The sequence below is a fragment of the Rhizobacter sp. P5_C2 genome, from assembly GCF_054049715.1.
Window position 1 is genome coordinate 1 of the sequence record NZ_JBFULV010000138.1, and the last position, 13,334, is coordinate 13,334.

The following is a 13,334-nucleotide window of genomic DNA, read 5'->3' on the forward strand; positions in this document are numbered from 1 at the left end:
CCGTACGCGCTGCAGGCGGCGCTCGCGGCCTGCCATGCGCGGGCACGCAGCGCCGGCGAGACCGACTGGGGGCTGATCGTCGCGCTGTACGACGCGCTCGAGCAGGTGGCGCCGTCGCCGGTGGTGGCGCTGAACCGCGCGGTCGCCGTCGGCATGGCGTTCGGGCCGGCCGCAGGGCTGGCGCTGGTCGACGAACTCGAATCGGAACCGGCGCTCGCGAACTACCACTGGCTGCCGAGCGTGCGTGCCGACCTGCTGGCGCGGCTGGGCCGCCACGGCGAGGCGCGCGAGGCCTTCGAGCGCGCCGCCGAGATGACGCGCAACGAGCGCGAACGCGAGCTGCTGCTGCAGCGGGCGCGCGAGCTACCGGGCTGAGTGCCTGGCTGAGACGGCGAGCGCGAGCGCCCCCGGTTTTGCTATGGCGGCGGCCCAAAATTTCATTTGTGCAGGCCGCAGGCGCTCGCTACGCTGTCGCCCATGACCTGGCCGACCTCCCTGCCGCTGATCGCGATCCTGCGCGGCATCCGCCCCGAAGAAGCCCTGCCCCATGCGCAGGCCCTGATCGACGCCGGCTTCGATGCGATCGAAGTCCCGCTCAACTCGCCGCAATGGCAGAAGAGCGTGGCCGACATCGTGCAGCGCTTCGGCAGCCGCGCGCTGATCGGCGGCGGCACGGTGCTGAAGCCGGCCGATGTCGATGCGCTGGTCGAGGTCGGCGCGAAGTTGGTCGTGACGCCGAACACCCGGCCTTCGTTGATCGCGTACGCGGTGCAGCGCGGCCTGCAGGTGGCCGCCGGCTTCGCGACCGCCAGCGAGGCCTTCGATGCGCTGGATGCCGGCGCGCAGGCGCTGAAGCTGTTCCCGGCCACCACCTACGGCACCGGCCATGTGAAGGCGCTGAAGGCGGTGCTGCCGGCCGGCGTGCCGCTGTTCGCGGTGGGCGGCGTCACGCCGGCCAACCTGGGCGAGTACCTGGCGGCAGGCTGCATCGGCGCCGGGCTCGGCAGCGACCTCTACAAGCCGGGGCAAGATGTGTCGCGCACCAGCGAGATGGCGCGCGCGTTCGTTGCCGCACTGCAAGCCGCCCGCGGCTGAAGAACACCGGGCGCTCCACCGGGGCGCACCGCATCACGGAGACACCGACAAGATGATCGCCATCGACTGGGGCACGAGCAGCCTGCGCGCCTACCGCCTCGACCCCGCCGGCAAGGTGCTGGCGCAGCGCAGCACCCCGGCCGCGCTGCTGGCCTGCCAGGGACGCTTCGAGGCCGTGCTGGCCGAGCAGATCGACGGCTGGAGCGATGCGCACATCGTGATGGCCGGCATGATCGGCAGCCGCAACGGCTGGCGCGAGGTGCCCTACGTCGCCTGCCCGGCCGGGGCCGATGCGATCGCCGCCGGCATGCTCGCGTTCGAGGCGCCGGCATTGCCCGGTCGCCAGCTCTTCATCGCGCCCGGCATGAGCGACCGGGCGGTCGACCTGCAGAACATCGGCACGCCCGAGGTGATGCGCGGCGAGGAGACCCAGGTGCTGGGCCTGCTCGACGAATTGCCCGGCGCCGGCCCGCACACGCTGTGCCTGCCCGGCACGCACAGCAAGTGGATCGCCGTCGAGCACGGCCGCATCACGCGCATCCACACCGCGATGACCGGCGAGCTGTATGCGCTGCTGACGCAGCACAGCCTGCTCGGCGCGCTGATGGACAAGGACGCCGGCGACGACGAGGCCGCGTTCGCGCGCGGGCTGCAGACCAGCCGCGGCAGCGGCGGCCTGCCGAACCAGCTCTTCAGCGTGCGCACGCTCGGCCTGTTCGGCGAGCTGAGCGGCGCGGCGGCACCCTCGTACCTGTCCGGCCTGCTGGTCGGCCACGAACTGAACGGGCTGGCGCCGGCGACCGGCACGGTCCACCTGATCGGCAGCGCCGCGCTGACCCGCCGCTACGAGCGTGCGCTGGCGGCGCGCGGCCTGCAGGCGATCGCCCATGCCGAGGCGCTGACCGCGCGCGGCCTGCACCGGCTGGCCCGCGCGCGCGGGCTGGTCGGCTGAACCCGAGGAGTCCCTCCATGAATCGTTTCGCCCACTACCCGAGCCTCGAAGGCCGCACCGTCTTCATCAGCGGCGGCACCACCGGCATCGGCACCGCCTTCGTCGAGCACTTCCATGCGCAGGGCGCGAAGGTCGGCTTCGTCGGCCGCAACCGCGAGGCGGCCGATGCGCTGCTGGCGGACATCGCCGCCCGGCCGAACCCGCATGGCGCACCGACGCCGCTGTTCATCCCCTGCGACGTGACCGATGTCGCGGCGCTGCAGGCGGCCATCGCGCAGACGCGCAGCGCGTTCGGTCCGATCGGCGCGCTGGTCAACAACGCGGCCAACGACCAGCGCCACCGGGTCGAGGAGGTGACGCCGGAGTTCTGGGACCAGTGCATGAACGTGAACCTGCGCCACCAGTTCTTCGCGGCGCAGGCGGTGGTCGACGACATGGTCGGCCTGGGCGGCGGCTCGATCATCAACCTCGGCTCGATCAGCTGGATGATCAAGGGCGCAGGCTACCCGGCGTATGCGACGACCAAGGCGGCCATCCACGGCCTGACCCGCTCGCTCGCCAAGGACCTGGGCAAGCGCAACATCCGCGTCAATGCGCTGGTGCCGGGCTGGGTGATGACGGACAAGCAGCTGCGCCTGTGGGTCACGCCCGAATCCGAGAGGGACCTCGACGCGAACCAGTGCCTGCCGGGGCGGCTTCAGTCGGAAGACATCGCGACGATGGCGCTGTTCCTGGCCGCCGACGATTCGAAGATGTGCACCGCGCAGAGCTTCGTCGTCGACGCGGGCTGGTCCTGATCCGGTGGCGTCAGTTCAGGCCGTAGGTCGGACCGAAGCGGAAGCGGTCTTCGACCTCGGTGTCGGCGAAGCCGAACTCGCGGTCGGGATCGACCACCGTGTCCTGCATGTCGTCGCCATAGCCGGTGTCGCCGCGGCTCACGCGCATCCACAGGCGGTGCAGCAACTTGGCCACTTCTGCGGTCGACGATTCGGGTGCTGACATCGGATGCCTTTCGCGGGGCCGCACGGGGCGGCGACAGGCTTTGAATGGCAAGTTGCGGACCAGGGGCGCGGTTCGCGCGGCACCGGGCATCGGGCCTGACGCGGCAGGTCACGCGGTGCGAAATCCGTCACATCGCCGACCGTCCTGGTTCCAGACTGCCGCGCCGTGTCAGCCGGCGTGTCGGACGGCGCGACAGGTATACGATCGGGCTCCTTTGCCCTGCCTCTCCGAGGTGCCTGCCATGCTGCCCACGCCCTTCCTCCACGACGCCTCGGGCGACGTGCGCTTCTGGGTGCTGCTCGACGACGGCGCGTCGATCGGGGCCAGCATCAGCATGCGTGCGCTGCACTACCGCTACCGCGCGGCCATGGGGGGCGCCGACGCGGTGGCCACCTACAACGCCCACCGCGGCGAAATCGACGCGGCGGTGCGTCGCCGCTTCGCCGCCGGCTCGCTGGAGCCGGTGATGCTGCGCGAGCACGACCTGAAGGCCTGAGAGGGCAAGAGCGCCTACGACCCGATCAGCGTGGTGGTGCGCTCGACGTCGCGCTCGAACGCGGCGATCGACAGCTCGGAGATCGACGCATGCAGCATCACGGTGCGCGCGACCTCGGCGTTGTCCTCGAAGGCCGTGCGCAATTCGGCACGCTGCCCGGCGGGCAGCACGCGGATCAGCGCCGCCATCAGCGCGTCCATCGCGACCAGCGAGCCCTTCAGGTCGCAGATGCGCTCGGTGGCTTCCTGCAGGTTCTTCATGTTGCGCGCCTCCAATGAAAAAACCGCGACCAAGGCCGCGGTTTTCTTGAGAGACCCTGCGAGTGCCGGGTCCCTGCGTTCCGGTCAGGCCGGGACGATGTTCGAAGCTTGCGGGCCCTTCTGGCCCTGCGTCACTTCGAATTGAACGCGCTGGCTTTCAGCCAGGCTCTTGAAGCCGCCGCCCTGGATCTGGCTGAAGTGGGCGAACAGGTCCTTGCCGCCGCCGTCCGGCGTGATGAAGCCGAAGCCCTTGCCTTCGTCGAACCACTTCACGGTGCCGGTTTGCGTTTGAGTCGTCGTCATGTTGTTTCCTTTCGAGTCATGCGCAGCACATGCCGCGCAGTGCAGAGACGCCAAGAAAATCAACGATGGGACTGTCAACCGGCATCCCCGGAACAGATCCGGGAACAGGGATGAGGACTTGCTGAAAGACGGTCTTATGCATGCCTACCGTGCATATTTTACCCTGCGCCCACCCGCGGCCTGCGCGCAAAGCCCTGTTGGGCTATGCAGGCGAGGTGCCGGATCGGGCTTTCAGATGAGGCCGCTGCGGATCTGCTTGCAGATGTTCTGCCCCGTCAGCGTGATCTGCAGCGCGCCACCGCGCCACTCGAACCAATCGAGCGCCACGTAGTCGTCGATCAGCTTTGCATTGATCTGTTCAGCCTGCCGGTGCTGCAGCAACTCCACCGTGCCGAGCAAGGCATTGCGCAGCGCCTGTCGTTTGAGTGCCGCGGCGGTCACGGGAGGGCGGGCGGGCGCTTCGGTCGAGGGTCGGCGAGGCGCGGAACGGGTCATGCTCATGAGGCCTTTCGGGAACGACTTTGAACGGCGAACACTCCGACAGTACCACCCCGATCCGACATACCTGTGACGATTTCAAGGAGATTCCCCGCCGAAAGCGGTTCACGGCAGCGGGGCGACGGCCGCCTCGTCGTCGGTCAGCGTCATCAGGATGTCGGCGTACCACGCGCAGTTCAGCCCCAGCGATTCATCGCTCTCCAGGTCGCGTCCGCCCATGTCCATGCGCGACGAGTGGATCCCGAGCAGCTTCCACGGCAGCGCATCGCCTTGTGCGTGGCGCATCACGACCGGCGCGCCGCTGGTGCCGCGGTGGGTGCGCGCATCGGTCAGGAAGTAGCCCTGGCCCTGGAAGCGCACGCCGAACGACGACGCGATCGCCGCCTGCCGCACCACCGGCAGGTGGTGGACCACGTCGTGGAAGCCGAGCGGGAAGCCCACCACCAGCAGCGAGCTGCCGACCTCCACCTCGTCGAGTGAATGCTGCAGGTGGTCGGGCGTGAACGGCACCATCGCCACGCCGGCCGGCAGCGCGGCACGCTCGATCTCGAGCACCGCGACGTCGATCTCGCCGCCGGCATCGCGCCCCTGGCGCCAGACGCTCTTGCCGTCGCGGTACAGCAGCATCGACAGCCCGATCGAGCGCGTCAGGTTGACCGCATCGGTGTGCAGCTCGATCTCGACGCGGCTCGGGTAATGCTTGCTCGGTGCGTCGATCAGCACGTGGCGGCTGGTGACGAGGAAGAGCCGCCCGTCGCGCTCGAAGAAGAAGCCGCTCGCACCGGTCAGCGGGAGGGCGCCGTCGAAGGTGGAGACGCGGGCGGTGGTCAGCAGCAGGGGTTCGATCATGGTCGCAAGTGTGGGGCCTGAAGAGGGGCTGACCTAGAATCGACCTCCCGTCTGACCGACAGCCACTGGATCAACACCATGTACCGCTGTGTGATCGCTGCGACCGCAGCCCTCGCCTTCGCCTGCGCCACCCTCCCCGCCGCCGCCCAGGCGCAGCGCCCGTTCCCGCAGAACGCGTTGCGTGGCGTGATCGCTTTCGACAACCCGCCGCAGGTCACGCTGAACGGCAAGCCGGCGCAACTCGCCCCGGGCGCGCGCATCCGCGGCCAGAACAACCTGCTGGTGCTGACCGGCCCGCTGGTCGGCAGCAAGCTGGTCGTGCACTACACCACCGAGTTCACCGGGCTGATCAAGGACGTGTGGATCCTGCGCGACGACGAGATCAAGGTCGTGCCGTGGCCGACCACGGTCGAGCAGTCGCAGACCTGGGCCTTCGACCCCGCCGCCCAGGTCTGGACCAAGCCGTGACGAGGCCATGATGGAAGAACAACGCACCAAGAAGGTCTACATCAAGACCTTCGGCTGCCAGATGAACGAATACGACTCGGACAAGATGTCCGACGTCATGCACGCGGCCGAAGGCTACGAGCCGACGCAGGACCCCGAGCAGGCCGACCTGATCCTGTTCAACACCTGCTCGGTGCGCGAGAAGGCGCAGGAGAAGGTGTTCAGCGACCTCGGCCGCGTCAAGCACCTGAAGGCCAAGGGCGTGATGATCGGCGTCGGCGGCTGCGTGGCCAGCCAGGAAGGCGCGGCGATCATCGAGCGCGCGCCCTACGTCGACGTGGTGTTCGGCCCGCAGACGCTGCACCGCCTGCCCGAGCTGCTGAAGCAGCGCCAGCGGCAGCAGCGCCCGCAGGTCGACATCAGCTTCCCCGAGATCGAGAAGTTCGACCACCTGCCGCCGGCGCGGGTCGATGGCGCGACGGCCTTCGTGTCGATCATGGAAGGTTGCTCGAAGTACTGCAGCTATTGCGTGGTGCCGTACACCCGCGGCGAAGAGGTGTCGCGACCGTTCGACGACGTGCTGGTCGAGGTGGCCGGACTGGCCGACCAGGGCGTCAAGGAAGTGACGCTGCTGGGCCAGAACGTCAATGCCTACCGCGGCGCGATGGGCGACACCGCCGAGATCGCCGACTTCGCGTTGCTGATCGAGTACGTGGCCGCGATCCCCGGCATCCAGCGCATCCGCTACACCACCAGCCATCCGAACGAGTTCACGAACCGGCTGGTCGAGGTGTATGGCCGCGTGCCGCAGCTCGTGAACCACCTGCACTTGCCGGTGCAGCACGGCAGCGACCGCATCCTGATGGCGATGAAGCGCGGCTACACGGTGCTCGAGTACAAGAGCACGATCCGCAAGCTGCGCGCGGTGCGTCCGGACATCAGCCTGTCGAGCGACTTCATCGTCGGCTTCCCGGGCGAGACCGAGGACGATTTCACGAAGATGATGAAGCTGATCGACGACGTCGGCTTCGATTCGAGCTTCAGCTTCATCTACAGCCCGCGGCCCGGCACGCCGGCGGCGGCACTGGCCGACGACACGCCGCACGAGACCAAGCTGGCGCGGCTGCAGCACCTGCAGGCGACGATCGAGGACAACCAGCGCCGCATCGGGCAGTCGCGCGTCGGCACGGTGCAGCGCATCCTGGTCGAAGGGCCGTCGCGCAAGGATGCGAACGAGCTGATGGGCCGCACCGAGTGCAACCGCATCGTCAATTTCGCCGGGCCGGCACGGCTGGTCGGGCAGATGATCGACGTGAACATCACGCTGGCGTACCCGCATTCGCTGCGGGGCGAGGTGGTGACGCTGGAGGAAGCGGTGGTGGCCTAGCGCCGGCCCGGGCCGAAGCCGGCCCACCAGAGCGTCAGCGCACAGCCGGCGACCATCGCGCCATAGGTCGCCATCTTGCCGTCGCGCCCCAGCCAGGCCAGCCCGACGATGGTGACGACGCTGGCGACACCAGCCGACCACAGCCACAGCCGGGCCCAGCGGACACCGGCCAGTTCACGGCGCCACAACAGCTTGACCATCGCCGACGCAATGCCGGTGACGCCAAAGGCGGGGCCGAGGAAGTTCAACAAATGCCACAGTGCGTCCAAGGGTCCCATCGACTGGTTCTCGCAAAAGCTGGCCCGGAAGTTGCCGCCAAACCGCTACATTGTGACGAATCGTCAGCGTTGATGACGGTCTTGAGAATCAGCAAACGCCCGACGGCGCGGCAAATTTTATAATCTGCAGATGAGTGTTTTCGCCCTCGGTCTGAACCACACGACGGCTCCGCTGGATTTGCGGGGCCGTTTTGCGTTCACGCTCGAGCAGCTGGCGCCCACCCTGCAGGGGTTTCGCGAACGGGTCACGCGCCCGAGCGGCAGCCCCGAAGCCGCGATCCTGTCGACCTGCAACCGCACCGAGCTGTATTGCGCGGCCGAACCGGCGCTCGTGCGCCCGGCCATCGACTGGCTGGCCGGCCTGGGTGGCGTCGCGAGCCAGCACTTCATGGACCACGCCTACGTGCTGGAAGGCGGCGCCGCGGCGCGCCATGCCTTCCGCGTCGCGAGCGGCCTCGATTCGATGGTGCTGGGCGAGCCGCAGATCCTCGGCCAGATGAAGCAGGCGGTGCGCGAGGCCAGCAGCGCCGGCACGCTGGGCACGACGCTGCACCAGATGTTCCAGCGCTCGTTCGCGGTCGCGAAAGACGTGCGCACCTCCACCGAGATCGGCTCGCACTCGATCAGCATGGCCGCCGCCGCGGTGCGCTTGGCCTCGCAGCTGTTCGAGGACCTGCGCGAGACCAAGGTGCTGTTCGTTGGTGCCGGCGAAATGATCGAGCTGGTCGCCACGCACTTCGCGGCCCGTGCGCCGCGCGCGATGGCGGTCGCCAACCGCACGCTCGAGCGCGGCGAGAAGCTGGCCGGCCGCTTCGGTGCCGAGGCGATCCGCCTGTCCGACCTGCCGGCCCGGCTCGGCGAATTCGATGCCGTCATCTCGTGCACCGCCAGTTCGCTGCCGATCATCGGCCTGGGCGCCGTCGAGCGTGCACTGAAGGCGCGCAAGCACCGGCCGATGTTCATGGTCGACCTGGCCGTGCCGCGCGACATCGAACCCGAGGTGTCCCGGCTGAACGACGTCTACCTCTACACCGTCGACGACCTGTCGGCGCTGGTGCAGACGGCCGGCGAGAAGCGCCAGGCCGCGGTCGAGCAGGCCGAGGTCATCATCGAGAGCGGCGTGCAGAGCTTCGTGCACTGGCTCGACCAGCGCGGCACGGTGCCGCTGATCCAGGCGCTGAACGCGCAGGCCGACGACTGGCGCGCCGCCGAGATCGCGCGTGCCCGCAAGATGCTGGCGAAGGGCGAGGACCTCGATGTGGTGCTCGATGCGCTGACCCGCGGCCTGACCCAGAAGATGCTGCACGGCACGCTGGCCGAACTGCATGCGGCCGACGGCGAACAGCGCGCTGTGCTCGCGCAGACGGTGTCCCGCCTGTTCCTGCGCGGTGCCCCCCGCAAGCCGGGCGACGGCCACCACTAGCGACGCGCCGTCGTCCGCCGCATGAACGGCGGGGCGGGCGCACCTGTTGCGGCTTCGGCCGCGCGCCGGCTCCGCGAAACTTTTCCGGAGCCCCGATGAAAGACACCCTCCGCCAGCAGTTCGAACGCCTCGCGATGCGGCTGAGCGAACTCGACGCGACGCTCGCCGACCCGTCGGTGGTCAGCGACATGAACCGCTTTCGCGGCCTGACCCGCGAGCACGCCGAGGTCGACAGCGTGGTGCAGCGCTTTCGCCGCTACCAGCAGCGCGAGCGCGACCTGCTGGCCGCGCGCGACATGCTGGGCGACGCCGACCTCGCCGAGATGGCACGCGAGGAGATCGCCGGCGCCGAAGCCGACCTCGAGCGGCTGCAGAACGAACTGCAGACCGCGCTGCTGCCGCGCGATCCGGACGACGGCCGCAACGCCTTCCTTGAGATCCGCGCCGGCACCGGCGGCGATGAATCGGCGCTGTTCGCGGCCGACCTGCTGCGCATGTACACGCGCTATGCGGAGCGCTGCGGCTGGCGCACCGAGCTGATGTCCGAGAGCATGTCCGACCTCGGCGGCTACAAGGAAGTGGTGCTGCGCGTCGACGGCGACGATGTGTATGCCCGGCTGAAGTTCGAATCGGGCGGCCACCGCGTGCAGCGCGTGCCGCAGACCGAGACGCAGGGGCGCATCCACACCAGCGCCTGCACCGTCGCGGCGATGCCGGAGCCCGACGAGGCCGAGGAGATCCAGCTGAACCCCGCCGACCTGCGCATCGACACCTTCCGCGCCAGCGGTGCGGGCGGCCAGCACGTCAACAAGACCGACAGCGCGATCCGCATCACCCACCTGCCGACCGGGCTGGTCGCCGAATGCCAGGACGACCGCTCGCAGCACCGCAACAAGGCCAAGGCGCTGGCCGTGCTGGCCGCGCGGCTGCGCGAGAAGGACCGCAGCGAACGCGCCGCCAAGGAAGCGGCCACCCGCAAGGGACTGATCGGCAGCGGCGACCGCAGCGACCGCATCCGCACCTACAACTTTCCGCAAGGGCGGCTGACCGATCACCGCATCAACCTGACGCTGTACAAGCTGCAGTCGGTGATGGAAGGCGAACTCGACGACGTGGTGGCCGCCCTGCAGGCCGCCAGTGCCGCGGAGCAACTGGCCGAGCTGGAAGGGCGCGGCGCGTGAGCGCCTCCACCGTCGATGGCGCGCTCGCCGGCGCACGCGGCGCGGGGCTGGACCGGCTCGACGCGCAGTTGCTGCTCGGCGCGGTGCTCGGCCGCGAGCGCAGCTGGCTGATCGCCCATGGCGATGACGCGCTCGCGCCTGAGCAGGCCGCGCACTTCGACGCCCTCGTCATGCGCCGCAGCGCCGGCGAGCCGGTCGCCTACCTGCTGGGTCGCCAGGACTTCCACGGCTTGACGCTGCAGGTCTCGCCCGCCGTGCTGGTGCCGCGGCCGGACACCGAGACGCTGGTCGACTGGGCGCTGGAGTTGCTCGCCACCGAACTCGCCGGCACGGGCACGCCGCAGGTGCTCGACCTGGGCACCGGCTCCGGCGCGATCGCCCTCGCGCTCAAGCACCGGTGCCCGCGCGCGGACCTGACCGCCGTCGACGCCAGCCCCGAGGCACTGGCGGTCGCCGAAGCCAATGCCGGCACCCTGGGCCTGGCGCTCGCGTTGCTGCCAGGCCACTGGTGGACGCCGGTCGCGGGCCGGCACTTCGACCTGGTCGTCGGCAACCCGCCCTACATCGCGGGCGATGACCACCACCTCGATGCACTGCAGCATGAGCCCCTGCTGGCGCTGACCCCGGGCGGCGACGGCCTGGATTCGCTGCGCGAAATCATCGCTGGTGCCAGTGCCCACTTGCGCGACGGAAGCTGGCTCTTGCTGGAGCATGGCCACGACCAGGCCCGCGACGTGCAGGCCTTGCTGGCGGCGGCCGGCCTGCACGAGGTGGCCACCCGGCGCGACCTGGGCGGCAACGAGCGCTGCACCGGCGGCCGTTGGCGGCAAGCCACGCGCTGAGTTTGTTACTGGCACGACTGCACGCGCTGACGACTGTTGCCATTCGGTCGCGGGGGAGCGGCCCCCAACGCGGCGCGGCCGGCGTAGCATGGTCTCGAGGCCTTCAGCGGGCCGCAGGTTCGTCTCCCGTCACACCCGTCGCAAGGAGAGGTCGCCATGTGGAACCCAAGGTGGAAGTGGATCGTCGCGGGCGCGCTGGCGCTCGTCGGCGCACAGGCTGCGATGGCCCTCGACGCCGGCGGCAACGGGCTGGGATGGCGCAAGCTGCAGGGCCGCATGAGCCTGGGCACCGCCAGCACCAGCCCCGGCCTGCGCAGCGAAACCCCCGGCTTCGACACCACCAGCCTGAAGCTCAGCAGCCTGAGCCTGATGGCCGACTACTACCTGATGCCGGCCTTCAGCCAGGGCGCCCCGGCCGGCGGGCTGCGTGCCACCAGCGGCGTGCTGTTCGGGCCGCGCTCGTCGCCCTGGAGCGGCCCCGGCAGCGGCGCCCAGTTCAGCATCGACCGCCGCACGAGTCCCACCTCGCCCGACGGCAGCACCGACAGCGCCACCTCGCCCTACGTCGGCATCGGCTACACCGGCCTGTCGGTCAAGGGAGGCTGGGGATTCTCGGCGGACGTCGGCGTGCTGGCCGGTCGCTTCGGACGCAGCCTCGGCCAGAGCCTGGACGACCAGGTGCGCGAACTGCGCCTGCAGCCGGTGCTGCAGCTCGGCGTGTCGTACTCGTTCTGACCGGGGCTGCGAAGTCGCATTTCTCCCGGGGGCATGCCGACCGCCGGCACGGGCGGCCTGCGGTTTGCCGTATAACGTCGGACCTTCCACCCTGAACTTTGCCGGGCCCGCCGGCGCCAGACCATGAGCGACGTACAGCAACGCATCGATGACCTCGTCAAGCAGAACCGCGTGGTTCTGTTCATGAAGGGGACGGCGCAATTTCCGATGTGCGGTTTCTCCGGCCGCGCGGTGCAGGTGCTGAAGGCCTGCGGCGTGACCGACCTGAAGACCGTCAACGTCCTCGAGGACGAGGGCGTGCGCCAGGGCATCAAGGACTACGCGAACTGGCCGACCATTCCGCAGCTCTACGTGAACGGCGAGTTCGTCGGCGGCTCGGACATCATGATGGAGATGTACCAGGCGGGCGAGCTGCAGCAGGTGCTGGGCGCCAAAGTCTGAATGACGTGACCGTGCCGCAGCGCATCGTCGTCGGCGTGACCGGCGCCAGCGGCGCGGTCTATGCCGTGCGGCTGCTCGAGCGGCTGAAGGCGATCGGCTGCGAGAGCCACCTGGTGGCCAGCCCGGCCGGCGTGCTGAACGTGCACCACGAACTCGGCCTCGACCGGCGCGAACTCGAAGCGCTGGCCCACACCGCCTACAACCCGGCCGACATCGGTGCCGCGATCGCGAGCGGCTCGTTCCCGAGTTCGGCGATGGTGATCGCGCCATGCTCGATGAAGACCCTCGCCGCGGTGGCGCACGGCTTCTCCGACAGCCTGCTGGCGCGCGCTGCCGACGTGACGCTGAAGGAGCGCCGCCGCCTCGTGCTGATGGTGCGCGAGACGCCCTTCAACCTGGCGCACCTGCGCAACATGACCGCGGTGACCGAGATGGGCGGCGTGATCTTCCCGCCGCTGCCGGCGTTCTATCACCGGCCGACGACGATCGAAGAGATCGTGAACGAGACGGTGGAGCGGGTGTTGTCGCTGCTGGGCATCGATGCTGCAGCACCCCGGCCGTGGACCGGCCTCTGATCGATCCCTCGATCAGCCCGGTTTGTAGTCCCAGTATTTCTTGGCGCCGAACACCAGGTTTGGATACTCCGGCTTGCCTCGGCTGCCGTTGTAGCGGCCCAGCGCCATGTACAGGTCGCCGCGCTCGACGTCGAGGTAGTGCCGCATGATCACGCAGCCGAAGCGCAGGTTGGTCTGCATGTGGAACAGCCGGCTCACGTCGCCGTTGCCGATCACCCGGGCCCAGAACGGCATCACCTGCATGTAGCCGCGCGCACCGACGCTGCTGATCGCGTACTTGCGGAAACCGCTCTCCACCTGCACCAGGCCCAGCATCAGCGCCGGCTCCAGCCCGGCGCGCGTGCTCTCGTACCAGAGCGTGTCGAGGAACTCGATGCGCGTGACATGCTCGGCCTTGCGCTTCTTCAGGCGCGTGCTCATCTCGCCGAGCCAGCGCAGGTAGGCCAGGCGCGCGTCGGTGCTGACGAAAACGGGCTTCGGCGGCGCGCTGTTCGCGATGGCGGCTGCCAGGGCACCGCGCACCGCATCCGCCAGCGGCTCTTCGACCTGTGCGCCCGCCCGGGCCTCGCG

Annotated in this window: 19 protein-coding genes and 1 pseudogene; 13 read left to right on the forward strand and 7 right to left on the reverse strand. The window is 69.4% G+C overall.

All coding sequences use genetic code 11. The features are described from left to right. The 4 genes and pseudogenes from ACXJLU_RS29985 to ACXJLU_RS30000 form a co-directional block, all read left to right on the forward strand. Positions 1-375 (forward strand): annotated as a pseudogene (locus ACXJLU_RS29985) (RNA polymerase subunit sigma-24); the annotation flags it as partial. A gap of 102 nt (positions 376-477) precedes the next feature. After that, a complete protein-coding gene (locus tag ACXJLU_RS29990; protein WP_073462337.1) occupies positions 478-1,095 on the forward strand; it encodes a 2-dehydro-3-deoxy-6-phosphogalactonate aldolase in 618 nt (205 codons plus the stop codon). Between the two features lie 52 nt (positions 1,096-1,147). Then, on the forward strand, positions 1,148-2,047 hold the full coding sequence (locus tag ACXJLU_RS29995) for a 2-dehydro-3-deoxygalactonokinase (RefSeq protein ID WP_457337337.1): 900 nt from the start codon (positions 1,148-1,150) through the stop codon (positions 2,045-2,047). Between the two features lie 17 nt (positions 2,048-2,064). Continuing rightward, the gene (locus tag ACXJLU_RS30000; protein ID WP_457337339.1) at positions 2,065-2,844 is read left to right on the forward strand and encodes an SDR family NAD(P)-dependent oxidoreductase; all 780 of its coding nucleotides are present in this window, start codon (positions 2,065-2,067) and stop codon (positions 2,842-2,844) included. A 10-nt stretch (positions 2,845-2,854) separates the two neighbouring features. On the opposite strand, the gene ACXJLU_RS30005 is transcribed toward ACXJLU_RS30000, so the two are convergent. Further along, positions 2,855-3,049 carry a hypothetical protein gene (locus ACXJLU_RS30005; RefSeq protein ID WP_143171244.1) on the reverse strand — a complete coding sequence of 65 codons (195 nt, stop codon included), beginning with the start codon at positions 3,047-3,049 and terminating at the stop codon, positions 2,855-2,857. A gap of 241 nt (positions 3,050-3,290) precedes the next feature. Here ACXJLU_RS30005 and ACXJLU_RS30010 point away from each other — a divergent pair, with 241 nt between their 5' ends. Further along, the gene (locus ACXJLU_RS30010; protein WP_073462334.1) at positions 3,291-3,545 is read left to right on the forward strand and encodes a DUF1488 family protein; all 255 of its coding nucleotides are present in this window, start codon (positions 3,291-3,293) and stop codon (positions 3,543-3,545) included. Between the two features lie 14 nt (positions 3,546-3,559). On the opposite strand, the gene ACXJLU_RS30015 is transcribed toward ACXJLU_RS30010, so the two are convergent. The 4 genes from ACXJLU_RS30015 to ACXJLU_RS30030 form a co-directional block, all read right to left on the reverse strand. Then, complete coding sequence (locus ACXJLU_RS30015) at positions 3,560-3,805, reverse strand: hypothetical protein (RefSeq protein ID WP_143171243.1); 246 nt, start codon at positions 3,803-3,805, stop codon at positions 3,560-3,562. 84 nt (positions 3,806-3,889) lie between these two features. After that, positions 3,890-4,108 carry a cold-shock protein gene (locus tag ACXJLU_RS30020; protein ID WP_073462332.1) on the reverse strand — a complete coding sequence of 73 codons (219 nt, stop codon included), beginning with the start codon at positions 4,106-4,108 and terminating at the stop codon, positions 3,890-3,892. A 231-nt stretch (positions 4,109-4,339) separates the two neighbouring features. After that, complete coding sequence (locus tag ACXJLU_RS30025; RefSeq protein ID WP_083613794.1) at positions 4,340-4,549, reverse strand: hypothetical protein; 210 nt, start codon at positions 4,547-4,549, stop codon at positions 4,340-4,342. A 162-nt stretch (positions 4,550-4,711) separates the two neighbouring features. After that, positions 4,712-5,455, reverse strand: a complete 744-nt coding sequence (locus ACXJLU_RS30030) for a S1 family peptidase (protein WP_073462331.1) — start codon at positions 5,453-5,455, stop codon at positions 4,712-4,714. Between the two features lie 78 nt (positions 5,456-5,533). Here ACXJLU_RS30030 and ACXJLU_RS30035 point away from each other — a divergent pair, with 78 nt between their 5' ends. Both ACXJLU_RS30035 and miaB read left to right on the forward strand, forming a co-directional pair. Next, entirely contained in the window at positions 5,534-5,923 is a 390-nt protein-coding gene (locus ACXJLU_RS30035) for a hypothetical protein (RefSeq protein ID WP_457337343.1), read from the forward strand. A 10-nt stretch (positions 5,924-5,933) separates the two neighbouring features. Next, a complete protein-coding gene (gene miaB, locus ACXJLU_RS30040; protein WP_457337345.1) occupies positions 5,934-7,289 on the forward strand; it encodes a tRNA (N6-isopentenyl adenosine(37)-C2)-methylthiotransferase MiaB in 1,356 nt (451 codons plus the stop codon). Here miaB and ACXJLU_RS30045 read toward each other — a convergent pair. Continuing rightward, a complete protein-coding gene (locus ACXJLU_RS30045; RefSeq protein WP_073462328.1) occupies positions 7,286-7,567 on the reverse strand; it encodes a hypothetical protein in 282 nt (93 codons plus the stop codon). The two genes, miaB and ACXJLU_RS30045, sit on opposite strands and share 4 nt — an antisense overlap. A gap of 130 nt (positions 7,568-7,697) precedes the next feature. Here ACXJLU_RS30045 and hemA point away from each other — a divergent pair, with 130 nt between their 5' ends. The 6 genes from hemA to ACXJLU_RS30075 all read left to right on the forward strand — a co-directional run bounded on the left by hemA (position 7,698) and on the right by ACXJLU_RS30075 (position 12,764). After that, a complete protein-coding gene (gene hemA / locus ACXJLU_RS30050; protein ID WP_457337347.1) occupies positions 7,698-8,990 on the forward strand; it encodes a glutamyl-tRNA reductase in 1,293 nt (430 codons plus the stop codon). Between the two features lie 95 nt (positions 8,991-9,085). Beyond that, complete coding sequence (prfA, locus tag ACXJLU_RS30055; protein WP_457337349.1) at positions 9,086-10,171, forward strand: peptide chain release factor 1; 1,086 nt, start codon at positions 9,086-9,088, stop codon at positions 10,169-10,171. After that, positions 10,168-11,013 (forward strand): peptide chain release factor N(5)-glutamine methyltransferase, encoded by an 846-nt coding sequence (gene prmC / locus ACXJLU_RS30060; protein WP_457337351.1) that lies wholly within the window; start codon positions 10,168-10,170, stop codon positions 11,011-11,013. The genes prfA and prmC overlap by 4 nt, the downstream gene beginning before the upstream one ends. A gap of 156 nt (positions 11,014-11,169) precedes the next feature. After that, entirely contained in the window at positions 11,170-11,748 is a 579-nt protein-coding gene (locus tag ACXJLU_RS30065; RefSeq protein ID WP_457337353.1) for a hypothetical protein, read from the forward strand. Positions 11,749-11,871: 123 nt separating this feature from the next. Continuing rightward, positions 11,872-12,189 carry a Grx4 family monothiol glutaredoxin gene (gene grxD, locus ACXJLU_RS30070; RefSeq protein WP_047500156.1) on the forward strand — a complete coding sequence of 106 codons (318 nt, stop codon included), beginning with the start codon at positions 11,872-11,874 and terminating at the stop codon, positions 12,187-12,189. 11 nt (positions 12,190-12,200) lie between these two features. Then, positions 12,201-12,764 carry a UbiX family flavin prenyltransferase gene (locus ACXJLU_RS30075; RefSeq protein WP_457337357.1) on the forward strand — a complete coding sequence of 188 codons (564 nt, stop codon included), beginning with the start codon at positions 12,201-12,203 and terminating at the stop codon, positions 12,762-12,764. 12 nt (positions 12,765-12,776) lie between these two features. On the opposite strand, the gene ACXJLU_RS30080 is transcribed toward ACXJLU_RS30075, so the two are convergent. Then, positions 12,777-13,334: lytic transglycosylase domain-containing protein (locus tag ACXJLU_RS30080; RefSeq protein WP_457337355.1), on the reverse strand; the 558-nt coding region annotated here is incomplete at its 5' end.